Annotated in this window: 14 protein-coding genes; 5 read left to right on the plus strand and 9 right to left on the minus strand. The window is 44.2% G+C overall.

The genetic code is table 11. The features are described 5' to 3' along the window. Positions 1-103: 103 nt before the first annotated feature. The 4 genes from ACO6V5_RS20090 to ACO6V5_RS20105 all read right to left on the minus strand — a co-directional run bounded on the left by ACO6V5_RS20090 (position 104) and on the right by ACO6V5_RS20105 (position 6,108). Positions 104-1,882 (minus strand): hypothetical protein, encoded by a 1,779-nt coding sequence (locus tag ACO6V5_RS20090; RefSeq protein ID WP_422442031.1) that lies wholly within the window; start codon positions 1,880-1,882, stop codon positions 104-106. After that, on the minus strand, positions 1,848-2,069 hold the full coding sequence (locus ACO6V5_RS20095) for a hypothetical protein (protein ID WP_422136005.1): 222 nt from the start codon (positions 2,067-2,069) through the stop codon (positions 1,848-1,850). The genes ACO6V5_RS20090 and ACO6V5_RS20095 overlap by 35 nt, the downstream gene beginning before the upstream one ends. A 32-nt stretch (positions 2,070-2,101) precedes the next feature. Then, positions 2,102-3,610, minus strand: coding sequence for a hypothetical protein (locus ACO6V5_RS20100; RefSeq protein WP_422492144.1), 1,509 nt, complete (start codon positions 3,608-3,610; stop codon positions 2,102-2,104). A 653-nt stretch (positions 3,611-4,263) separates the two neighbouring features. Beyond that, positions 4,264-6,108, minus strand: coding sequence for a hypothetical protein (locus tag ACO6V5_RS20105; protein WP_422411264.1), 1,845 nt, complete (start codon positions 6,106-6,108; stop codon positions 4,264-4,266). A 415-nt stretch (positions 6,109-6,523) separates the two neighbouring features. On the opposite strand from ACO6V5_RS20105, the gene ACO6V5_RS20110 reads away from it, so the two are divergent. After that, positions 6,524-7,741: a phosphopentomutase gene (locus tag ACO6V5_RS20110; RefSeq protein ID WP_422136002.1), complete on the plus strand. Its 1,218-nt coding sequence runs from the start codon at positions 6,524-6,526 to the stop codon at positions 7,739-7,741. A gap of 72 nt (positions 7,742-7,813) precedes the next feature. Further along, positions 7,814-8,524 carry a purine-nucleoside phosphorylase gene (deoD, locus tag ACO6V5_RS20115; protein ID WP_422411267.1) on the plus strand — a complete coding sequence of 237 codons (711 nt, stop codon included), beginning with the start codon at positions 7,814-7,816 and terminating at the stop codon, positions 8,522-8,524. Between the two features lie 114 nt (positions 8,525-8,638). Here the strand turns inward: deoD and ACO6V5_RS20120 are convergent, their stop codons facing one another. Both ACO6V5_RS20120 and ACO6V5_RS20125 read right to left on the minus strand, forming a co-directional pair. Next, positions 8,639-9,040: a hypothetical protein gene (locus tag ACO6V5_RS20120; RefSeq protein WP_422136000.1), complete on the minus strand. Its 402-nt coding sequence runs from the start codon at positions 9,038-9,040 to the stop codon at positions 8,639-8,641. Between the two features lie 165 nt (positions 9,041-9,205). Next, the gene (locus ACO6V5_RS20125) at positions 9,206-9,946 is read right to left on the minus strand and encodes a TrmB family transcriptional regulator (RefSeq protein WP_422135999.1); all 741 of its coding nucleotides are present in this window, start codon (positions 9,944-9,946) and stop codon (positions 9,206-9,208) included. Positions 9,947-10,275: 329 nt separating this feature from the next. Between ACO6V5_RS20125 and glmU the strand changes: the two genes are divergently transcribed. Both glmU and glmS read left to right on the plus strand, forming a co-directional pair. Continuing rightward, positions 10,276-11,652, plus strand: a complete 1,377-nt coding sequence (gene glmU / locus ACO6V5_RS20130; RefSeq protein WP_422135998.1) for a bifunctional UDP-N-acetylglucosamine diphosphorylase/glucosamine-1-phosphate N-acetyltransferase GlmU — start codon at positions 10,276-10,278, stop codon at positions 11,650-11,652. 35 nt (positions 11,653-11,687) lie between these two features. Then, a complete protein-coding gene (gene glmS / locus ACO6V5_RS20135) occupies positions 11,688-13,520 on the plus strand; it encodes a glutamine--fructose-6-phosphate transaminase (isomerizing) (RefSeq protein WP_422411270.1) in 1,833 nt (610 codons plus the stop codon). Positions 13,521-13,820: 300 nt separating this feature from the next. Here the strand turns inward: glmS and ACO6V5_RS20140 are convergent, their stop codons facing one another. Both ACO6V5_RS20140 and ACO6V5_RS20145 read right to left on the minus strand, forming a co-directional pair. Further along, positions 13,821-16,661 carry a hypothetical protein gene (locus tag ACO6V5_RS20140; RefSeq protein ID WP_422442027.1) on the minus strand — a complete coding sequence of 947 codons (2,841 nt, stop codon included), beginning with the start codon at positions 16,659-16,661 and terminating at the stop codon, positions 13,821-13,823. 624 nt (positions 16,662-17,285) lie between these two features. Then, on the minus strand, positions 17,286-20,129 hold the full coding sequence (locus ACO6V5_RS20145) for a hypothetical protein (RefSeq protein ID WP_422412590.1): 2,844 nt from the start codon (positions 20,127-20,129) through the stop codon (positions 17,286-17,288). 1,306 nt (positions 20,130-21,435) lie between these two features. Here ACO6V5_RS20145 and ACO6V5_RS20150 point away from each other — a divergent pair. Continuing rightward, complete coding sequence (locus tag ACO6V5_RS20150; RefSeq protein WP_422412588.1) at positions 21,436-23,595, plus strand: hypothetical protein; 2,160 nt, start codon at positions 21,436-21,438, stop codon at positions 23,593-23,595. 112 nt (positions 23,596-23,707) lie between these two features. Here the strand turns inward: ACO6V5_RS20150 and ACO6V5_RS20155 are convergent, their stop codons facing one another. After that, positions 23,708-25,372: an F-box/WD repeat-containing protein gene (locus tag ACO6V5_RS20155; protein ID WP_422139357.1), complete on the minus strand. Its 1,665-nt coding sequence runs from the start codon at positions 25,370-25,372 to the stop codon at positions 23,708-23,710. Between the last annotated feature and the right edge of the window lie 29 nt (positions 25,373-25,401).

The following is a 25,401-nucleotide window of genomic DNA, read 5'->3' on the forward strand; positions in this document are numbered from 1 at the left end:
TCAATTTTCTGCTGACCTCGCTAAGGGGTCGCCGAGACGGGGTCGCCTAGACGGGGTCGCCCAGACGGGGTCGCCCAGACGGGCGCTATTCTCGGTCAGGCTTCTAGTGAGGCGTTACCACTCTCAAAATCTTGATTTCAGAGTCATCGCTTTGAGAGTCACTGGTATCAGAATCATAAGGATTCTTCATGGCAAAGTCGTAGTAAAACCTGAACCAATCGACAAAATCAATAAAGTAATCTATGCGTTCTTTCAGGTGTTTTCTCGTCTTCCCATCTTTGTTGAGCTCTATGCCTTTTTTCCCCTTTGCTGCTCCTCTATGCACGGCATCATCAGCCTGTTCATTGGCATTGGTGTCAATAGTTGGCTCAAGCATTGACAGCTTCATGCGTGCATGACCCAGCAGGTCCGCAAATCCTGTGCCGAGGGTTACCATTATGACTTGGTAATCATTTTCATCAGCAAACATGTTTTTCAATTGATGTGATATGTATTTTTTTATGGCTACAAACAATTCTTTAAATAATTCAGGATTCTCATTGCCCGGATTGTCTTTTGCGTCGGTTAATATATTTCTGAATATTTCAAATAATTTCTGTTCTTTGCTCATTATGCCTCTAACCTCAGTAGAGGTTTGATACGACTTTGATTTACTAAGATAACTCGATATATTGTGAATAAGTGCAGTTGCAGATTGTAAAGTGAAAGGATCAAGAGTCAGTCTTATGGCATTAAGCAAATTAATGAACTGACTATTCAAGGCAACCAGTTCAGGTTTATTTTCACCATATTCCTTTATTAATATCAACATTCGTTCTGCTGAATTTATATGGCACTCATAAAGTGATTCTTCGTTCTCATTAACGTCATAGTTGAGTAGACTGGAAGCAGCTATTAGCTGTAAATCGTCGGCTGATGTTCCGAATCTATCAGCTTCCAGAGGGTTCTCCATTTGTTCCAAAAAATCAAAGCGCATCTCTTCCAGCGCCACCAGTGCAGAGAAGATTGAAGCAGACTCTTTGAGTTTGGCTTTTAAAATTTCGTGAGCTTCTATTGGCTCATCTGTACCTAATAGATCACCTTTTTTGGCATCAAGTCTTTCGATACCAGACAACTGAGTGGCGTGAAGCAGGAATGAGTTAAAAAAAACATTAGCTGCTCGAGGGGATGCTCCATTTGAATGGATAGCTGTATAGTAAGCCAGCATCAACGTCGCGAGTCTCCGTCGATCTTGTGGTTTGGTGATATCGACAGGTGATGTGGTACCCTGGATAGAAGATAGAACAGTTACCATGACATTCTGGTTATCCTGAACCGTAATGTTGAGAGTTTTTATCAATTGCTGCAACATAATTAGAATTGTCAGGTCCCCATTGGGAGGGGTCGCCGGAACATAGCTCAACATAGTGTTTAGGGTGGCTTGATTAAAGCCTGTATTCAAGCCCTCGATAATAGTAGCGACTTCTGCAAGGGTCATTGGTGGGAGAGGTATCTGCATTAAATGCTGCGGTTGTTGTGCTCCAGCTCCCTCCGATGCTTCTGAATCCTCATCCATTTTTTCACCTTGCTGATTTTCATGATTCATGGCGAAGATAAGATGAGTTGTATTCGGGCTGAGAGCAGAAGGAGGGTTTTTCCCTATATAAGTATTATGGTTAATCAAATCCTCCAGGAAGCCAGACTCTTTTGTCATTTTTCCTATAATAAATTTCTCCTCCACCGGTGTAGAAAAAGGATTTCCTGCCAGCAATTTTGAACAGGGGCAAGCCATAGCGACGAGGCTGAGGGTAGCTGCAACCCACTGATTGGTGTTGTTACGACGGAAAAGTATCAATCGCTTTACTGTCTCAGGTAATCGAGAAACGGAGTGACTCATCAACATCGGCCTTCTCTATTTTATAAGTGCCCTGATAAAGTAGTCCATGGATTGCAGCAGTACTCAATTTTACGAACAGGTCAGATCCGGTCACGCCGTCTTCAATATAGGTTTGTGCCTGAGCATGGAATGACCGCCTGAAACCAATACCGCTTCCGAGTCGAACGTTCTCCGGGAAACCTGATGGTGGCACTCGGTCTGAAAGCAGGGAAGATGAATAAAAAATTAAACGCCGTCAAGACTTGCTCTGTCGGCATCACTACTTTCAGTATCAAGAATTTCAGTATCACTACTGTCAGTATCACTACTGTCAGAGCTATAAGGGGTCTTCATGATAAAATCATAGTTAAGCCTGAACCAATCAACGAAATTATCCAAGTAATTTATCCGTTCTTTCAGGTGTTTTAACTTCTTCTCTTCTTCGCAGAGTTCATTTCCCTTTTGTGCCTTTGCTGCCCCGTTATATTTGGCTGCATTAGCCTGTTCATTGGCATCGGTGACAATAGTTGCCTCAAAAAATAGCAACATCTTGTGTGATTGTTCCAGCAGGTCCTCAAATCCTGTTCCGAGGGTTACCATCATGGCCTGGTAATCATTTGGATCAATAAAGGTATTTTGTGATTGTTGCGATATGTATTCTGCTACGACCAGAAGCAAGTCTTTAAATAATGCGGGGTTTTCATTCCCCGGGTTGTCTTTTGCGTCGGATAGTACCTTTTTGAATATTTTAAACAATGTCTGCTCTTTGCCTTCTTTGCCTGCAGACTCAGTAATGGTTTGATTCCTATTAGAGTTACTGAGAAAACTCGTCAGGCTGTCAACATACTCACTTGCAGATTGTATATCGAAAGGATCAAGAGTCAGGCTTATGGCATGAATGAAACACAGGATTTGATTATTCGAGGTAATTAATTCAGGTTTTTTTTTATCATATTCTCTTATCAGCCTTAACATTCGTTTATACGATCTTATATTACGCTCACAGATAAACATTTCATTTATATTAACTGCATGATTGAGCAGTGAGAAAGCGGCTATCAGCAGTGGATTAACTGATGTCCCGGGTTCATCAGCTTCTAAGGAATCCTCCAATTCTTGCGAAAACGCAAGGCGCATTTTTTCCAGTGATTTCAGAGCAGTGAAGACTGAAGCAGATTCTTTAATATTCCCGTTTAAGACTTCGTGATCTTCTATGGGTTTTTTTGTGCCTAAAAGGTCATCTTTTTTGGTATAAAGTCTCTCAATACCAGACAAGCAAGCAGCGTGAAGCAGGAATGAGTTAAAAAAAACACGAGCTTCCTGACGGTTAGCTCCACTTGAATTGATGGCCGTATAGTAAGCGACCATCAACATCGCGAGGCTCTGTTGTTGTTGTAGTTTGGTTATGTCAACAGGAGATTGGGTGCTCTGGATAGAATATAGAGCATTTATTACCTCATCCTGGTTATAGTTAGGCAAAATGTTGAGTGTTTGTGTGATTTTTTGAATCATGCTTGCAAGGGTCAGGTTCTCATTGGGGAGTGTTACCGGTACGTAGCTCAACATAGTGTTCAGGGGAGGCAGGGAGTCTTCATCAAGGTCTGAATTCAGGACCTGAATCATAGTAGTAATTTGTGCATGGTTCATTAGCGGGAGCGGAATGTGCATTAAAGGCTGTGGTTGCTGTGCTCCGGCTCCTTCTGATTCTTCTGAATGCTCATCCTTTTTTTGGTCTCGTTCATTTTCATGGTTCATGGCAAAGATAAGATGGGTCGAATTTGGATTGAGAACAAAGGGAGTGGTTCTTCCCATGTAGGCATTATGGTTAATCAGGTGATCCAGAAAGCCAGACGATTTTGTGCTTTTATCTTCAAAAAATCTCTCCTCCACTGTCGTTGATAAAGTATTTTCTGCCATCAGTTTTGAATAGGAGAAGACCATAATGATGAGGCCAATGGAAGCAGCAACCGACTGATTAGCCTTGTCACGACGGAAAATTGTCGATTGTTTTGCCGTTTCAGGTAATCGCGAAATCGAGTTAACCATCAACATTTTTCTTCTTCAGATAATGTATGCTCTGACAAAATAGTCCACGGATAGCAGCAGTGCACAATTTCAAGGGTACGATAGTCCAATACTGAACAGCCAGCTCCGTTTTGCAGATACAAGGAATTATGAAGACATAGGGCTTTGTGATTCAATGGCTGTTCATCAAGACTTTTGCATAAGACAAGGCGGCCAGGCCGCAGGCTGGAATTCCGTGGGTGAGGCGATTAGCAAAAATGCTGAAAAACAACAAGCCATTGCCACTGGCATGGCAGAAATTTACCGACCGAAACCGCAGCCACTTCGGAGCTGGCAGAACGCTGGGAAGCCTGGTGGCACTCGGTCAGTATGAGGATTAGAGCTTAACTTCCTTCAAGACTGCCTCTTTCATCACCATTACTACTTTTATCAGCATCATTACTGCTTCCGTCAGCATCATTACTGCTTCCGTCAGCATCATTACTGCTTCCGTCGGCATCATTACTACTTCTGTCAGCATCATTACTCTCAGAGTCTCCAACGTGGGAGTTATTGCTGTGAGAGTCATAAGGCAACGTCATGTCAAAATCATAGTTAGATCTGAGCCAAATGACGAAATCTTGCAAGTAGTTAATCCTTTGCCCCAAATGTTTCCTCTTCTTCTCTACTTCGCTGAGCTTCTGTCCTTCTTGTCCTTCTGCTGCCTTGTCATCTTTGGCTCCATCAATCTGCTTATCAAATATTTCCAACATATCATTTGATTGTTCCAGAAGGTCGGCAAATCCTGTGCCGAGAGTTACCATTACGACTTTGTAATCATTTTCAGTGAACGTTTTTTGTAATTGCTTTTCTATGTATTCTCGCAGGGCGTGAAGTAATTTTTTAAATAATTCAGGCCTTTCATTTCCGGGGTTATCTTTTGCGTCGCCTACTACCTCTTTGAATACTTCAAATATGCTCCGCTCTTTGCCTTCAGAGTCAGTAATAAGATGATCCCAATTTAGTGCAGAAAAATAATGCGACAGGTTGTTAACATGCGAACCTGTGAATTGGATAACGAAAGGATCAAGAAGCATGCTTATAGCATGAATCAAAGTCATAAACTGACTGTTCCAGGCAACCAGCTCAGGGTTGCTTTCACCATGTACCCCTATTAGTTTCAACATTCGCTCGTGTGATTTTTTATTACGTTTATAAAGCGGTATCCCGTTCTTATCAACACGATAGTTGAGTAGACTGGTAGCGGCTGTGAGCTTTGGATCAAGAAGTGCGTCAGTTTTTTCAACCTCTGCGTAATTATCGAGCTGTAGCAAAAAATCACGGCGCGCTTCTTCCAATAATTTAAGGGTAGAAAAGACTGAGCCGGATTCTTTAACATTTGCTTTTAAAACTTCGGAATCCTCTATGGGTTCTTTTGAACCTAAAAGGTCTTCTTTTTTGGCATGGAGTCTCCCGATACAGGACAAGCCGACAGCGTGAAGCAAAAATGAGCTAAAAAAAGCCTGAGTGGTTTGAGGAGATGTTCCATTTGAATTAAGGGCTGTATAGTAACTCACTATCAACATCGCGAGGCTCTGTTGCTGTTGTGGTTTGGTTAAATCAACAGGAGATTCGCTGCCATGGATATCATACAGAGCGCTAATCAAACCATTCTGGACTTCGTTGACATTTATACTGAGTGTTTCTATCAAATGCTGAATCATGTTCGCAATTGTCTGGCCGTGAACGGGAGGGGTCTCCGGGATGCCCTCCAGCATAACGTTCACGGTGTTGACATTAAGGCCTGTATTCATACCTTGAATAATGTTGGAAACTTGGGAAGGGCTCATTAGCGGGAGTGCAATCTCGATTAATGACTGCTGTTGTGGTGCTGCAGCTGCCTCCGGCTCTAACGAGTTCTCATCTTTTTTTTCGTCTTGCTCATTTTCATAGTTCATGGCAAAGACAAGATGGGTCATATCCGTGCTGAGAGCAGCTGGAGGGACTTCCCCCAAAATTGAGTAATGGTTAATGTAGTTGTCCAGCAAGCTGGAATCTTTTGTCGTTTTATGGCCAACAGATATCTCCCCCCCCGGCGTTGGTAGAGGACTGTCTGCCAGCAGTTTTGAACATGGGCAGGCCATAGTGATGAGGCCAAGGACAGCAGCAACCCACTGACTAGCCCTGTCAGGACGGAAATGTACCGATTGTTTTCCTGTTCCGGGAAATCGAGAAATGGAGTTACTCATCAACATCTGCCTTCTTTAATTTATGGATGCCCCTGATAAAGTAGTCTACGAATCGCAGCAGTGCTCAATTTTAACCGACAGGCGGCCCCGGCCTGATCGTCCAGCCAACTCGGTTTTCTGGAAGTTACCGGGAGCGCAGGGCTTCGTGCTCCTCATGATGCACCTCATGACACCCATTTCTGCGTGAGTCACGAGGAGGGGGATTGTCAAATGACTGTGGTTGTTTTGCTCCAGTGCCTTCCGAAGTTTCTGAATGTCCTGATAGAGTAGTCCCCGAATTGCAGTAGCGTATGAAAGTGCATACAGCTCAGTTAATTTCCTGACCTTCAATGGATTAGGTACTAATCACTGTGCTGCTCTGTATCTTTCTGAGTAATAATTAGGGGACTCGCAAGGAGTTGGTAAGGTATCTCATATGAAACGAGCAATTGTCCTGGTGATGGATTCGTTCGGGATTGGCGCCAGTGCTGATGCCGATCAGTTTGGTGATGCAGGCTCCAATACGATTGGCCACATCGCCAGGACCTGCGCACAGGGCGAGGCAGACATTGGTCGACGGGGTATACTTGAATTGCCAATGCTGGCCAGTCTTGGTCTGTTGCACGCGGCTAAAGATTCCTCAGGAGCTTTTCCCGCTGGCATGAACACCAATGTAAAGCTGATCGGTGCCCACGGTTACGCCAGGGAAATTTCCAGTGGCAAGGATACTCCCAGTGGCCATTGGGAAATGATGGGCGCTCCGGTGTTGTTTGACTGGGGCTACTTCAAAGACGTGGAAAACAGCTTTCCACAGGCGCTGCTGGATCAACTGGTCGAGAAAGCCAGCCTGCCCGGTGTTATTGGTAATTGTCACGCCTCAGGAACTACCATTCTGGAAATTCTTGGTGAAGAACACATGCGCACTGGCAAGCCTATTGTTTATACATCGACTGACAGCGTTTTTCAGATTGCCTGCCATGAAGAGACTTTTGGTCTGGAAAGACTCTATGAAGTCTGCAAAATCGCCCGTGAGCTGCTCGACCCTTACAATATTGGCCGTGTCATTGCCCGTCCCTTCACAGGTGATGATGCCGGTGACTTCCAGAGAACAGGAAATCGTCGGGACTACTCGGTTCTGCCTCCGGCTCCCACGCTGCTGGATAAGCTGGTGGGCAGCGGTGGCGAAGTGGTCAGTGTCGGAAAGATAGCGGATATCTTCGCCCATCAGGGCATTACCAGAACCTTGAAAGCGACCGGCATTCCTGCTTTGTTTGAAACCACTATGCAGGCGCTGGAGTCAGCCGGAGATCGCTCCCTGATCTTCACCAACTTCGTCGATTTTGATTCATCCTTTGGCCATCGTCGTGATGTGGCGGGTTATGCCCGGGCTCTGGAGGAGCTGGACGCTATGATACCGAGACTGCTCAACGCCATGCAAAAAGACGATGTGCTGATCATCAGTGCTGACCATGGCTGCGATCCCACCTGGCACGGTACCGACCATACCAGGGAACACATACCGGTACTGGTCTATGGCAAAAAGGTTCCACCGGTTTCTCTGGGTGAACGGGAAACCTTCGCAGATATCGGTCAGAGTCTGGCCAGTTTCTTTGATCTGGAGTCCATGGATTACGGGACCAGCTTTCTGCCATAAACAGAGCTGACTGTTAACAGCTACCCTGCTGCCCCATGGCCCGCTTTTTGAAAAGCCCTCAAGAGGAATAAAATGACCCCTCATATTCATGCCAAACCCGGTGCTTTTGCCGACGTCTGCCTGATGCCCGGTGACCCACTGCGTGCCAGGTATATTGCCGAGAACTTTCTGGAAGGTGCTGAACTGGTAAACGACGTCCGTAATATGTTTGGTTACACCGGAGCATATAAAGGTCGTCGTGTATCCGTGATGGGTTCCGGGATGGGCATTCCTTCGGCCTCCATCTACTACAAGGAACTGATTACTGAGTACGGTGTAGACAAGCTGATTCGTATTGGTTCCTGTGGTGCTATCTCTGCCGATGTGAAGCTGCGCGACATAGTGATTGGTATGGGGGCGTGCACCGATTCCAAGGTGAACCGTATCCGCTTTAATAACCATGACTTTGCAGCTATTGCAGACTTTGGCCTGCTGGAGAATGCGGTTAAGAGTGCCCGTGACAAAAAAATGCCGGTAAAAGTAGGCAACATTTTCACTTCGGATCTTTTCTACAGCCCGGAGACACATATATTCGACATCATGGAAAAGCACGGCATTCTGGGTGTTGAAATGGAAACCGCAGGCCTTTATGGCGTATGTGCTGAGTACGGTGCCAAAGGTCTGGCTATCTGCACTGTCAGCGATCACATTCGCAAGGGTGAGGCCATGTCTCCCGAGGACAGGCAGATATCCTTGAACGAAATGATTGTGTTGGCTCTGGACTCTGTGCTGTCGGGAGACTGATTCTCGTTGTTCCAGTCCGTGTTCCATAAAAAACCATCAGCAACCGTGTGGCTACTGATGGTTTGTTAACAATTCATCCAGGCTCTGGTTTAAGTCGCCAATGGATGCACATCCTCACCTACGGCTGGTATGCCAGCCAGGAAAGCCGCGCAGGAAAGCCTGATGTTCGCTGCAACGCGTTATTGCCTTAATTGTATTCTCCAGATCAAAAACAATGCCCAGAGCAGTGGGTATAGCCAGCATCGGGCCCGTAGAAAGGGCAACGATTGTCTTGGAGGCGAAACCACCCAATACTCTGGCGCGCTCAGCCGATTCTTCAGAGTATTGATTGACAGACTGGGGCTCAAAAGCTGTTCTGAACAACGTGTTGGAGAGCTTGGCTCCGCCAACGATAGCAGAACCACCCACGGCACCCACAGCGCGTCCACCAAAATGGCCAATAACTCTGCCGGGCACACCGGCGAGTCTGGATGTAAGAATACAGATCCCTTTTAAAATTTCTCCCGATGTTATCATAGTCATTCCTCCTTGATATATGACCCCGCTGGTGAGCAGGGTTTCGTGAGCATCATAAGGATTCTTCCAGATGGGGTGGAGAATTACACTGACAGGGCTGTCAGGTAGACTAACAGGCAGTGGAACTGCCATACAGAAGCCCAGATATTAATGTTTTCCATACCTTTACAAAGTGTTCCACAGCGTATCAAAGATGATTTGCTGAGTGTTGGCGATCTCAATAGAATCGATCACAACAGCAACGGGGTAGTCCATCGAGGCCAGGGAGATCATGGCGACTTTTGGGGGGTAAATAGCAATATAGCTGGCATCAATTTTACCGGTGGCATTGATCCATTTGCGCTCAGAAAGCTCGGCATCCTCGCCACCTTCACCAATGGCAATGACCCGGACATTAATACCCTTGCGGATACGCTGCTGGGTATAGTTTGGAAATGGGCGATAGAGATGCTGCCGGATCGGTTTGGATGAGAAAATGGAGTAGTTTTTATCATTTTTTTTGGCGACCGTGTTCAGTATATCCTTAAGAACGAACTCGATACCGCTGTCTCCCTCATAAAAGCGGACGTTTCCGGTATTGAAGTCAGGTTTAAGCTGATTCAGTTGCGGGATCAGCTTTTGTTTCATCTCTTCAATGCTCTGTTCCAGAGACTGCTTTCTCTCTTCTGCCAGATCCAGCAGCTTTTCAGGAGGCTCTGCACAGAAAACCCGTCTTTTTCCTTTCGGGAAGTAACTGACAATACCCTTACCCGCCAGGCCTTTCAGGGTCTCATAAGTGGTGCCGCGATTAATATCCGCTTCGGCCGCAATATCACGGATAGAGGCGGTTCCCAGCTTCAACAGGGCCAGATAAAGCTTGATTTCCTTCTGGTCGAGCCCCAGCTGTTTCAATGTGTCCAGGTTCATATTGTCAATTTTCCAATGACAAACACAGTTGTGTTTCAGTCTGTATAGGATAAGCTAAATTGAATACCGCAGAAAAGTGTCACTTTTTCTTATGACATGGGTTGTAGGAAAAGGGCACCTGTTTCTGATGTTTCCTGCTGTTATTTGCCCTGACTGCTGTCTTCATGCGTTCATTGAAAAGTAATGAGCTCAGGCTAAGAGATTCAAAGATTTTTCCGGGGGCGGTGAACCATGTCGTTTTGCCGTGGTTTTTTGCTTTTTATTTTTTCCCCGGCAGGTAACGCAGAGAGAACTCTGAATGATCAAGAGACTATTGTTAAGAGCTAATCATGAGAGCTGATATCGTCATTCTTGCTGCTGGTCAAGGCAGCCGTATGAAATCTAACCTTCCCAAGGTTCTTCATCCCATTGCCGGTAAACCGATGCTGGAGCATGTCATTCTCAGTGCCCTGCAAACCCAGCAAGTGATTGGCAAGGGTGAAATTCATGTCGTGATTGGTCACGGTGCAGACAAGGTAAAAAGTGCCCTGGGACACTATGACCTGAATTGGGTTGAGCAAACAGAGCAGCTTGGGACAGGTCATGCTGTTCAGCAGGTTGTACCAGGTTGCGAAGGTGCTGATGTCGTGCTGGTGCTCTATGGTGATGTGCCGCTGATACATTCCTCTACGCTGCAATCCCTGCTGGCCGCCAGTAACGGTGAGCGTCTGGGTCTGCTGACCATCAATCTGGCTAACCCATCAGGCTATGGTCGTATTGTCCGGGATGATACTGGCAGTGTGCTGGCTATTGTTGAAGATAAAGACGCAACGCCTGAACAGCTGGCTATAAACGAGGTGAACACCGGTATCATGGCCATTCCCGGCAGCAAGCTGGGTGAGTGGGTCATGGGACTGGATAACAACAATGCCCAGCAGGAATATTATTTGACGGATGTCGTGTCTAAAGCCGTGTCTGAAGAGACCCCCGTGGTGCACGTTCAACCGCAAAAGGCTACCGAAGTCGAGGGAGTCAACAGCCGGGTTCAGCTGACAGAACTGGAGCGGGCTTTCCAGCAACAGCTGGCTAACGCCATGATGACCGGCGGTGTCACCATTATTGACCCTGCCCGGCTGGATATTCGTGGTGATGTCAAAACCGGCAAGGATATCCTGCTGGATGTCAACGTGATTCTGGAAGGAGAAGTCGAGATTGCCGATAACGTAGTCATTGAGGCTGGCTGTATCATCCGCAATTCCAGAATTGGTGAAGGTGCTGTCATCAAAGCGCACTCGATTCTTGAGGATGCAGAGGTAGCCGCTCACTGTGAAGTAGGTCCTTTTGCACGACTGCGTCCGGGTACTCAACTGGCAGAAAATGCCAAAGTGGGCAACTTTGTCGAAATCAAAAAGGCATCCATCGGTGAGGGCAGCAAGGTCAATCATCTGACCTATATAGGCGACGCTGAAATAGGTGCGGGTGTCAACGTCGGAGCGGGTACCGTGACCTGTAACTATGATGGGATTAACAAACACAAAACCGTCATTGAAAATAATGCTTTCATCGGTACCAACAGTTCACTGGTTGCACCGGTTACTGTTGGTAAAGGTGCCACTACAGCGGCGGGTTCAGTGATTACCCGGAACCTGGACGAAGACCAACTTGGGGTAGCCCGGAGTCGTCAGAAAAACATTGACGGCTGGCAGCGTCCCACCAAAAAGAACTGAATATCAGGCAGAACACAAATCAAAGGTAGAAAATTATGTGTGGCATTGTCGGTGCTGTAGCGCAGAGGGATGTGGCGCCCATTCTGTTAGAAGGTTTACGTCGTCTGGAATATCGCGGATATGACTCTGCAGGTGTCGCCATCATCGCTGCCAGTGGTGAACTTCAACGACTTCGCAGAACCGGAAAGGTCTCCGAATTGAGCGAAGCGATCAATGAGTCTCAGGTGCCTGGTGGCACAGGTATTGCGCATACACGCTGGGCGACCCATGGAGAGCCCAATGAGCGCAACGCTCATCCCCATGTCTCTGGCGAAGATATCGCTGTGGTTCATAACGGTATTATTGAGAACCACGAGTTACTGAGGAACTATCTGGAGCAAGAGGGCTACACCTTTGTCTCTGACACAGACACAGAAGTTATTGCCCATCTGGTCAGCCACGAACTGAAAAGTACTGACAGCCTGATCGCCGCCGTTCAGGCAGCTGTGCCCCGGCTGGAAGGTGCTTATGGCATGGTCGTTATGGATCGCAAAGACCCGGAGCGGCTGGTGGTTGCCCGTTCTGGCAGCCCACTGGTCATTGGTCTGGGACTGGGTGAAAACTTCATTGCCTCCGATCAGTTGGCGCTGTTTCCGGTGACTCGTCGTTTTATTTTCCTGGAAGAAGGTGATGTGGCTGAAGTGACCCGTACAGAGGTGTCTGTCTTTGATACGGATGGCAAAAGCATTACCCGTGCCGCCAGAGAAAGTAATCTTGAGCACGATGCCGGTGACAAGGGGCCATACCGGCACTACATGCTCAAAGAAATTCATGAGCAACCCGATGCCATTGCCAACACACTGGAAGGCCGACTGGGTGAGACAAAGTTGAACCTCGACATACTGGGTAAAAACGGTATCGAACTCCTCAATAAAACCAAAGCTATCCAGATTGTTGCCTGTGGCACCAGTTACCATGCCGGCATGGTAGCCCGTTACTGGTTTGAGGAGCTGGCCGGAATCCCCTGTCGTGTAGAAATTGCCTCAGAGTTCCGCTATCGCAAATTCTTTGTGCCTGAAGACTGTCTGTTCGTCACACTTTCCCAGTCAGGAGAAACGGCCGATACTCTGGCAGCTCTGAAACTGGCTAAAGAGATGGGTTACATGGCTTCCCTGAGTATTTGTAATGTTCCGGGTTCGTCCATGGTTCGTGAATCTGATATGGCCTTGATGACCCGGGCCGGAGCTGAGATCGGCGTCGCCTCAACCAAAGCCTTCACGACTCAGCTGGCCGCCCTGCTGATGCTGGTAACGGCCATTGGTCGCCACACCGGAATGACCGAAGAACAGGAGGCTGAAGTCGTCAAAGCCCTGAGAGAATTGCCTCATATCATCAGCAGTACGCTGGAAATGAGCAGTGAAATTGAAGCGGTCGCTGAAGATTTTGCCGACAAACATCACAGCCTTTTCCTGGGGCGCGGCACTCAATACCCGATTGCCATGGAAGGTGCGCTGAAGCTGAAAGAAATCTCCTACATCCATGCAGAAGCCTATGCGGCGGGTGAATTGAAACACGGTCCATTGGCTCTGATTGATAACGATATGCCCGTAATTGTGGTGGCACCCAACAACGACCTGTTGGAAAAGCTGAAATCCAATATGGAAGAAGTACGCGCCAGAGGTGGCCAGCTGTTTGTCTTTGCAGACCGCCATGCCCGTCTGGTGGCAGGCGACGGAATTAAGGTATTGCCATTAGAGACAGCACCGGAAGTCGTTGCTCCCATTCTCTACACTGTACCTCTGCAACTGTTGTCCTACTACGTAGCCATTATCAAGGGAACGGATGTCGATCAGCCTCGTAACCTGGCCAAGTCTGTGACGGTGGAGTAGTCTGGACTGTTGCCCGTTTTGTTGTTGTCGGTGGACATTAAAGTTTGGTAAATCACATTCCCCCCGTGTCAGGATAGATGTCGCCTCTTTTGATTCATGACTCTCAGTAACCGAGAGTATTGAGAAAGAGGCTGTTATATCGGACTGAGTGTGCTGTTCATGGATCAGCATATTTCACCGGCTGTCTACACCAGCGGTGGTCAGGCCGGTGATTATGTTTATCGGCCCTGACCTGGCTTCTACTGCCGGTGGGTTAGTATTAGCTGACTTTTCTGCCACCGATACAATTGACGATGAGTCTCAATTTTTAAACAGAACGGCGTAATTCGGATTAGAGTTCAATTTTTTTTCAAACTTGCCAACATCTATAGCAGGTTCATCTTGATTGTCTTTGATATTCACTAACTCACGAAATGTTCCAAGACCAAGTTCATCAATTAACAGATCAACGATTTCATAATTTATTCTATAAAAGGAAAATAATTTGTGCAGAGGTGTGCAGCCATTGTTGTCTTTTAGTTTGAGTAACTCAACCAGATCAATGCGATCTGTTTTTGTCCGGCATAGGCGCTGCAGAATATTTTTTTGTGTTGATCCAGCCCTCGAGCGACGTATTCCTCCTTCTGCATTCAAGAGTACATGTAAAGGGGTTGAGCCATCGTTTTCCGAATGACTTTGCAAAAACGAGGTTAATCCATAGATTTTATCCAGCCATTCAACGGTATCAATCATATTTTTCTTATCTACGTAATTTTCATTAATAAGATTGCTCCTGAAAATAATATGCAATAAATTTTCACCAGTCTTCGGATCTGTTTTTTCAAGAAAGGCTTTGCCTGAACCCTCCGGTCTTTCCACGATTGGCTCAAGGATATCTTTAAAAACAAGCAAGTACAAATTATTACTCCCACCCAGTTCAGGCAAAAGCAATTCTCTTATCTGCTCCAGTGTCATCATTTTAATGATCCTCTGAAATATCGGCCTACTCAACATCATTTCTTTTTTGGCACTTTCACTTTCAAAAAAAAACGTCCCCCAGAGATAACGTTCATCAGGGCTATTGATCTCAAGCCAAGCAGTAGTAAACCGTTCCAGGATCTGAATCAATGGGCTTTGCTCTCCGTTCAACGGACTTAAAGCCCACTTGACAAAAGCATCTTTATCACCCCTATTCTCCTGTACCATAAGTAACGGCAAATGATTTTTCCCGGGGTATTTTTTTGTATAGAAGCTATGTTCAAATATATATGTAATAGCGTCTGTACATTGAGATGGGGTTGTTTTGCTGAAATCAGCTTCTGTAAGCTTCTTACCCTGCTTGTAGAGGTTAGCTAAAAAATATTTATAATGATCTTTAGACACATCCTTTATTAATTGTGAATCCCTGATTTGGCTTAGGTAATAAGAGGCATCTTTCATGCGATCAGCTTTTGATGCAATCTTATATAATTCAGCCGCGAGTAGATCCCGTTCGGTTCCGCTGTCGGTATCTGTCAGCATTTTGTTGAACCATTGCAGACTAACTCCTTTTTCCAAAATGTGCTGGAACAGGTTTTTTTGGTGTTTTGACCTGTAAAGTAAGAGTTTAATTCGTAATTGCGGGTCAGTAATCTGTGTCCAGAGATATTCAGCCAGTGACATATTTTCTTTGTTCAAGGCAACTACTATTGGATTTCGCTCTTGCTGTCTGAGTGCTCGATCGCTACTCACGGCAGATTGCTCCCAAATATTTGCATCACCAATAACCAGTTGATTCCGTTCGCTGGAATGCATATCACGTATTATGTCTTTCACCTCATCACTGTGAAAAATTTGATTGTGGACTAACAGCTGTTGAAATACGGAATCGCCTTTTGCATTGGGCAAAGACAATACTTTAAATCTCAATAATGCAGATTGGATTAACTTGACAATACGCATAACAGTAACTGAATGATTTATTTCAAAGCACTTGTGCAACAGTGACTTGCCCGTTTCCACTTCCCATTTACAAAGTTCAAAAAGCTGGTTATCACTAAGTTTTGCCGCAATTAATTTTAAAAATTCCCAGCTGTGTACGTTTTTACAGGCCGTCAGAAAAACAGACTCATTCTTTTTGCCGGCAAATCTGAGCGCATCCAAAAAATCTTGATCATGCAGAAAATCTGACAGATAATTTAAACGCTCCCAGTATTTCTTATTACTTAGAGCCTTTCCTAGCACGTAATTCCCAAAATTAACAAACATGAACTGTAACAAGCTTTCATCAATATCGGGACCACCCTTCAGGAGTTTTTCTATCAATTCCCTGTTTTGTGTGAGAGCGGTATAAAACAGATATGTACTTTGATTATAAAGGCAGGCATATGCAATAGGAGGAGCATGATTATTTACCTTAAGGGTTACCATTTCCAGAAGTGTTTCCCTACCTAATTTCTGCTCCAGCTGCTTGAATAGTGACTCTTCTATAACGGAGCTGGCATAATGCAATAGTGTCAGACCATTATCGACAGACTTTAAAAGCGTAATCCGCAACTCTTCCGTACTCAGCCGGTCAAATAAACACTTGAAAAAAACTTTGTTTGCCTCGGATTCCCTGGCTGCTTGCAAAAGTAAACTGGCGTGATTCTTGGTATAATGTTTAGTTAGAAAAGATCTAGGGGCTTCAGCCATCAAAAGGCTTTTGATCTGATCTTCTCTAAGTGCATATAATTGTTTCTCAAGTGTTGGATGGTCATTTTCTTGCAAAGATTCATAGATTTGCCCGAAACAATCAAACCAAGGCCTTATTGTTTCGGTGTTATTGCTTTCAGAATGGGGTCTATAATCAAGCCCGGTAGCCGGTATTTTAACAATCTCTTCTGCAGGCATGCATGCAGCACTTGAACTTTGCAGCTTGGCCAGTCGGGTATCTGCCAAGGATAAGTCCAGCATATCCACCTTCCTTTCTAAGCCTGTTTCTGCATAAGGCTTTGATGAAGTCATACCTTCTGGTTTAGTATTTGGAACTAACTGCTCATTTTTGAAGGGTAAAACTTTAGATTCTGGCATTTTTTTAGAGATTTTACCGCTCTGTGAATGATCGTCTGTAGAATTTGTCATCCTTTTTCGAGCAGTTTCATCTAAGACGAACTGAGAATTGGTTGATTTAATAGTATCCATAAGAATTATCTCCTTTTCTTGTGTATAAAATAACTAGATATAGCAATCGAGCCTTGTAACCACGCTATTGTTCGGCAATCTGTGTACCAACGTGGCATTGGTGCTCCTCGCAATACCAGCTATTACTGTTCGTTTCCTTGACATGCTCATTACGGCAGTTAGAAAGCAGGACAATAGTATTTGACAGTTACAATGGCTTTTAGTTCCCTGGAATTGAATTCAGCAGCATTTTTATGTAAGTGCTCATTTGAGGACGTCTTCAAAAATCACAACCTGACTGCCAGACTTTCTCCTGCAAACAACGCAGGAGATGCGAAACATGAATCAACCGACAAGAAGCGCTTGAAATTGCAATCGCTTTGCTTTTTGGGTTGCTGAACTGACGGAGTTTTTCAAGATAGATGTCGCCTCTTTTGATTCATGACTCTCAATAACCGAGAGTATTGAGAAAGAGGCTGTTATATCGGATTGAGTGTGCTGTTCATGGATCAGCATACTTCACCGGCTGTCTACACCAGCGGTGGTCAGGCCGGTGATTATGTTTATCGGCCCTGACCTGGCTTCTACTGCCGGTGGGTTAGTATTAGCTGACTTTTCTGCCACCGATACAATTGACGATGAGTCTCAATTTTTAAACAGAACGGCGTATTTTGGATCAGAGTTCAATTTTTTTTCAAACTTGCCAACATCTATAGCAGGTTCATCTTGATTGTCTTTGATATTCACTAACTCACGAAATGTTCCAAGACCAAGTTCATCAATTAACAGATCAACGATTTCATAATTTATTCTATAAAAGGAAAATAATTTGTGCAGAGGTGTGCAGCCATTGTTGTCTTTTAGTTTGAGCAACTCAACCAGATGAATGCGATCTGTTTTTGTCCGGCATAGGCGCTGCAGAATATTTTTTTGTGTTGATCCAGCCCTCGAGCGACGTATTCCTCCTTCTGCATTCAAGAGTACATGTAAAGGGGTTGAGCCATCGTTTTCCGAATGACTTTGCAAAAACGAGGTTAATCCATAGATTTTATCCAGCCATTCAACTGTATCAATCATATTTTTCTTATCTACGTAATTTTCATTAATAAGATTGCTCCTGAAAATAATATGCAATAAATTTTCACCAGTCTTCGGATCTGTTTTTTCAAGAAAGGCTTTGCCTGAACCGTCCGGTCTTTCCACGATTGGCTCAAGGATATCTTTATAAACAAGCAAGTATAAATTATTACTCCCACCCAGTTCAGGCAAAAGCCACTCTCTTATCTGCTCCAGTGTCATCATTTTAATGATCTTCTGAAATATCGGCCTACTCAACATGATTTCTTTTTTGGCACTTTTACTTTCTAAAAAAAGCTTCCCCCAGAGATAACTTTTATCAGGGCTATTGATCACAAGACAAGCAGTAGTAAACCGTTCCAGGATCTTAATCAATGGGCTTTGCTTTCCGTTCAACGGACTTAAAGCCCACTTGACAAAAGCATCTTTATCACCCCTATTCTCCTGTACCATAAGCAACGGCAAATGATTTTTCCCAGGGTATTCTTTTGTATAGAAGCTATGTTCAAATATATATGTAATAGCGTCTGTACATTGAGATGGGGTTGTTTTGCTGAAATCAGCTTCTGTAAGCTTCTTACCCTGCTTGTAGAGGTTAGCTAAAAAATATTTATAATGATCTTTAGACACATCCTTTGTTAATTGTGAATCCCTGATTTGGCTTAGATAATAAGAGGCATCTTTCATGCGATCAGCTTTTGATGCAATCTTATATAATTCAGCCGCGAGTAGATCCCGTTCGGTTCCGCTGTCGGTATCTGTCAGCATTTTGTTGAACCATTGCAGACTAACTCCTTTTTCCAAAATGTGCTGGAACAGGTTTTTTTGGTGTTTTGACCTGTAAAGTAAGAGTTTAATTCGTAATTGCGGGTCAGTAATCTGTGTCCAGAGATATTCAGCCAGTGACATATTTTCTTTGTTCAAGGCAACTACTATTGGATTTCGCTCTTGCTGTCTGAGTGCTCGATCGCTACTCACGGCAGATTGCTCCCAAATATTTGAATCACCAATAACCAGTTGATTCCGTTCGCTAGAATCCATATCACGTAATATGTCTTTCACATCATTATTACTGTAAAAAAAATCATTTTCGACTAACAGCCGTTGAAATACGGAATCACCTTCTGCATTGGGCAACGACAATACTTTAAATCTCAATAATGCAGATTGGATTAAATGGACAATTCGCATAACAGTAACTGAATGATTTATTTCAAAGCACTTGTGCAACAGTGACTTGCCCGTTTCCACTTCCCATTTACAAAGCTCAAAAAGCTTGTTATCACTAAGTTTTGCCGCAATTAATTTATAAAATTCCCAGCTGTTTACGTTTTTACAGGCCGTCAGAAAAACAGACTCATTCTTTTTGCCAGCAAATCTGACTGCATCCAAAAATTCTTGACCAATCAGAAAATCTGACAGATAACTTAGGCGCTCCCAGTATTCCTCATTATTTAGACCCTTTCCTAGCACGTAATTCCCAAAATTAACAAACATGAACTGTAACAAGCTTTCATCAATATCGGGACCACCCTTCAGGAGTTTTTCTATCAATTCCCTGTTTTGTGTGAGAGCGGTATTAAACAGATATGTACTTTGATTATAAAGGCAGGCATATGCAATAGGAGGAGCATGATTATTTACCTTAAGGGTTACCATTTCCAGAAGTGTTTCCCTACCTAATTTCTGCTCCAGCTGCTTGAATAGTGACTCTTCTATAACGGAGCTGGCATAATGCAATAGTGTCAGACCATCATCGACAGACTTTAAAAGCATAATCCGCAATTCTTCCGTACTCAGCCGGTCAAATAAACACTTGAAAAAAACTTTGTTTGCTTTGGATTCCCTGGCTGCTTGCAACAGTAAACTGGCGTGATTCTGGGTATAATGTTTAGTTAGAAAAGATCTAGGGGCTTCAGCCATCAAAAGGCTTTCGATCTGATCTTCTCTAAGTGCATATAATTGTTTCTCAAGTGTTAGATGGTCATTTTCTTGCAAAGATTCATAGATTTGCCCGAAACAATCAGACCAAGGCCTTATTGTTTCGGTGTTATTGCTTGCAGAATGGGGTTTATAATCAAGCTCGGTAGCCGGTATTTTAACAATCTCTTCTGCAGGCATGCATGCAGCACTTGAACTTTGCAGCTGGGCCAGTCGGGTATCTGCCAAGGATAAGTCCAGCATATCCACCTTCCTTTCTAAGCCTGTTTCTGCATAAGGCTTTGATGAAGTCATACCTTCTGGATTAGTATTTGGAACTAACTGCTCATTTTTGAAGGGTAAAACTTTAGATTCTGGCATTTTTTTAGAGATTTTAACGCTCTGTGAATGATCGTCTGTAGAGTTTGTCATCCTTTTTAGAGCAGTTTCATCTGAGACGAACTGAGAATTGGTTGATTTAATAGTATCCATAGGAATTATCTCCTTTTCTTGTGTATAAAATAACTAGATATAGCAATCGAGCCTTGTAACTACGCTATTGTGTCCGCAATCTGTGTACCAATGTGGCATTGGTGCTCCTCGCAATACCAGCTATTACTTTTCGCTTCCTTGACATGCTCATAACGGTAGTTAGAAAGCGGATAACGGTATTTGACAGTTACAATGGCTTTTAGTTCCCTGGAATTGAATCCAGCAGCGTTTTTATGTAAGCGCTCATTTGAGGACGTCTTCAAAAATCACAACCTGACTGCCAGTCTTTCTCCTGCAAACAACGCAGGAGATGCGAAACATGAATCAACCGACAAGAAGCGCTTGAAATTGCAATCGCTTTGCTTTTTGGGTTGCTGAACTGAAATATTATGACTATCGTGTTTTTTCTCTACTTGTTTGGATTTATTCATGGGATTGTCCTCTTGCTGTATAGAAAAAAGTTAGAGGCAAGCGGATGAAATTGGCAATGGCTATCACAATGATAAAAAAGCTGTATTCAAATTATTGCAGTGCTGGACGCTAACAGTTTTTAATCAATATCTGATAATAAGGCCGCGTTACCCATGCCTATGGTCAGGCTTTTTCTGGTCGCGACTCAGGACGTAATTTCTAATTATTATTTCATGATCTACCACGGAGTTAAGGTTGATGAAAATCATTGTGTATAACAAGAAAAATAGTGAACTTTGGACTTCAGCCTTCAGGAATGCTTTTCCTGATGCAGACGCACGTCATAAAATTAATTATGAAAAAATTAAGCACTTCTGCTTTTTTACAGCTACCCTTCGAAATCATATAAATTTCAGAGAAATCTGAAAGCAGCAGAATTTAAACAGATAAAAAACACAACCCGTAGACTGGTACGAAACTCCGTCGTATTTCTGAGAAATCTCCTTGACCAGTTGTTCAGTATTATATCGCTATGTGTTGATTCATGACCTTAGTTCAATGCTGGGTTTGTGAAGCGTTGCTAGCACATTGCAGCGAATCAAATGCTAATCCGTTTCAATCTGTCTAAAACATCAAGAGGGGACTTTCTTTAGCTGTTAGCTGAAGTTGACTAAACATAAATAGTAAATTCGGAGCCATTTAAAAAATGAATAATTTAGCCAGATGTATTGCATTAATTTTAATTTTGACTGCACTTCCATTCGCTGCAAGTGGAAATACTGAAACACTCATTACAGTCAATCAAAATCCGGTAGGTACTACTCTTTCGAGTCAGAGAATACCTCATTTATTAAAAGCTCAGACCCACCTTCTGCTACACCAGGATTCTTACACAATGGCACAGCAGATACTGGCCACACTGAGAACTTCTGCGTCTCTTGTGGGGGTCGCATTTTTACCCTACTACATAGCCGCCGTCGGCGAGGTTGTTCTCAGGCAGCCGTCAGCAGGCAGTCACTCTTATATAACCGATTTTTTCGCAGTATCTGCAATGACATTGGAGTCTCAGATCAGGGCATTTTTTATACTGATCAACCTGAAATTTTATTTTAACTATCTGACCAGTACGCTATCTGAATATGTGGATAGAGAAAACAAAATCCTTGCCTGTGACGCACAACTTCCCCGCAAAGGCATTATGCCTGTCTATCCTGAGCACCCCTGGCTGGCCAGTCATTATTATCAGCAGGTTGTATTCCCCGAAGATCAAAAGCCTTTCCTGGAAATCAATGTTCTGAATAATACCGGAAACAGTGCTGAAATTGATACGCCTGAAGATATTCCGGAATGGGTCAACTTATATCAAACGCTTTCTGACAACCGTATGGATAAACTGACTATCCAAATTCAGGGGATCAATAATAACCTGTTAAAACTTATGATGAGTGGCGATCAGGTTTCTGAGGAAATAAACTTGCTTATTGACGCTGAAGCGGATGTTCAATGGGACTTAGAGACAATCACAACCCTCTGCACACACTTTCAAGAGGATAAGGTTTACAGCCTCTTTCATGGACAAACCTTAAAGGCTGTTAACCGGGCCATTGAAAACACAATGTCAGGCAATACCGCTGAAAGGGAGGTTTTTTCCCCACCTTTAACCGATGTTTTAAAAAGTCAAAAAGGCGCTGCGGTAATCGGCCTGAGTAGTAGCCAGAATAACCCGGTATCACGACTGGTTTACTCTGATCATGATCTTTTTACCCATCATCCGGGCTTTTTATTGCTCACTGACTCAAGTCAACATTCAGAGAATCTGTTTTCACTGGCTCTCAGTACGACATCAGATAGACTGGCTACGGGGATTTCGTCGCAAAAAATCTGGAGGCAAGATCATATCAATGACCTGATGTCATTACTCCAAATGGGAACCGGGCACTTGTTCTATCACTCCACGAATACCTATCTGGCAAGGTCGTCTAACTTTGGCGCAACCCCATCACCTCAACAGAGCAACTCCTTTAAAAACAGCCTGTCAAATGTTCGGGAGTCGACGACACAATTATCGAAACGCTCGGCAGTGCCTGTTTTTTTTAGATCATTGACACATAATTTCAAAGAGATGGCAGAAGCAGGCAAATCGCCTCTGCGCAACAGACAGCACAGGCAGGATGTTTCAGAAGCTGGAGTAGATAGTGGCATAATCGCTGGTAGCCATGTCGCCACTCCACTGGTTTCAGGGGAAAGGACAGTTAATAAACATATAAAATATGGTGATAAATTTATAATGGTAAACCATTTATTTGATGAAGATCTTTTAAAAATGGTCAACGAAGAAGTAGACAAAGATCGCCGATTGTTTGATGCCGATTTTCTGAAAAGCGAGATTGATAAATCCACCGCTTATGAATTTGAAATACCAAAGAATGATGTTTTTGATCGTATCTTAGTCAGCTTTCAGCGCGCTAACATACGGCATTCAACGCTTTTGCATTCCAGGAACCAAAACTTAATTAGTCATTTTGATGAAAATGGCAAGATAAAAGAAAAAGAAGCGTTCAAGAAAAATATTATTCATACTCGTTCAGAAGCTGTTAAAGAGCTATGCTGTCAGGCATTGGAAAAAATGGCTGATTCATTAGATTGGTCAGGTAAAAAAGTTGAAAATATAAAGTTTTGGATAATTCGCTATCCCTCAATCAATGCTGACAGCTTTGAAGGGTTCTTCTTCACTCCCCGGAACGTTGTGGATATGCCTTGGCATCGCGACAAAGGGCTGGCAAGTCTGGTCGTACAGTTGAATGACAACGATTGTGAGATTGAATATTCAGGCGGTGGGCTTAATATTGGCCAGTCTTCAAGCCCTGAGTTTGCTGTTGACTCGCCAGATGAAGGTACGAAAGAAACACATCGTTATAAAAGAAATTGCGGTTTTATCTTTACTAACAGGAAGGGGTTGGTTCACCAATGTGAAGATATAGACTTTAAAAGCAGTAATGGTCAGAAAAAAGTGGCAGAAAAACGCATAATGGCTGTATTAGCTGATGACTGGTAACCACAAAAGCTGTATGGCGAAATCACCCGCACCTTTAATCAGTAATGGCGAGTCTCAGCGAACCTATCTTGTTGTGGCAGGAGCCGGCTGTGAGGTCAGGCTCATTCGATCATCAATCCTTCTTCCGAAGTTCAGTGATTTCCACTTGGTTAAGGTCACTGAAGGTCAATATATATCGGCCATCGGCGCTGATGTTGGCTGATCTGGACGCTATCTCATGTTGAACAGTGGCTTTTTTTACCCATGATCCATCGGGCCCAAGACTATAAATGTTCGCCATATTGTCATCACTGGCGGTTGTTATAACATGGCATCCATCGCCACTAAAGGCGGCTCGTTGAACCGGACCTTTGTGGTGAATGGTGGCTTTTTTTACCCAGGATTCAGTGGCCTCCAGACCATAGATTTTTGCTGTGTGATCGTCACTGGTGGTCACCAGGTGGCGTCCATCGGCGCTGAAGTCGGCTGACTTGACTGACTCATTGTGTAAAATGGTGGTCTCTCTTACCCATAATCCAGGGGCCCTCTGGCCATAGACCTCTGCCGTACCATCTCTGCTGGCGGTCACCATATGACTGCCATCGGCGCTGAAGTTGGCTGAGTAGGCCTCCTCATAGTGAGAAATCCTGACTATTTCTTTCCATGACCCATTGGCCTGTAGGACACAGATTTTTGCCGTACCATCTTTACTGGTGGTTGCCATATGGCGACCATCGGCGCTGAAAGTGGCTGAGGTGACAAAATAATTATGGGAAATGGTAGACTTTATTTCCCAGAATCCGTCGTCTCCCTGACCGTAGATTGTCGTATTGTTATTTGTATCGACAATCAACACATAACGGCCATCGTAGCTTAAACTGGTTGACCTGGCTGGACAATTATGCTTGATAGATTCTTTTTCTTCCCATGATCCATCGTCTTTCTGACTACAGATTTTCATTATGGCATCATAACCGTTAGTCACCACATGGCGACCATTAGCACTAAAGGCCGCCCACTTGACTGAAATTTTATGGAGAATGTTGGCTTTTATTTCCCATGATCCATCGTCCTCCAGACCATAGATTTTCACTGTGCAATCCTTACTGGCGGTCACCACATGACGGCCATCGGAACTGAAGGCGGCTGATCTGACCGCTTTGTTATGGTTAATAGTGGCTTTTAGTTTCCATGATCCATCGTTCTCCCGGCCATGGATTTCCACCACTTCAGCGACAGTGGCAATCAGTGCATGGCGACAATCAGCGCTGAAGGTGGCCGACATGACAGTGTGACATTTGCTCATTTCGGCTGTTTTCACCAGGTAAAATTCTTCACATTGAGACATCAGTCTACTGTTGTTGAAAAGAAGCAGAGCAGGAAAATAAGCCTTATATTGATGTTTTATGAGTGACTCGACAGTGTCCTCATTGGCAAACGGCTTCAACCAATCACGGAGCTGTTGTTCATCTTTCGTCGATGCGATGGTCTTTAGTTGATCCTGGCGTGGTGAAGGAAACCGGCGGTACCAGGCTCTTTCCAGAACTTTCTCTCTTTCAACAAAATCGCGAAGACATTTGCATACTCTTGCTAAACGGGTAATCTCTCGAAAACTCAAATAGCGAATAATCATAGATCTTGTTTCGTTGGGCAAATAGAAGAATGAAGATTGATTTTGGTTATATACACTAACGCCCCTGCCGGCACTGACACCTGTTGGTGTTTCCTCCAGTGAAAGCTGTTCAGGTGTTGGTGAGAGTGATCCGTTAATGCCGGAATGGCTTTCAATGGGCTCCATGCCTGATTTCTCCGTAGCTCTATAGTTGG

The sequence above is a fragment of the Endozoicomonas sp. ALD068 genome (genome assembly GCF_049310145.1).
Lineage (GTDB): Bacteria > Pseudomonadota > Gammaproteobacteria > Pseudomonadales > Endozoicomonadaceae > Endozoicomonas_A.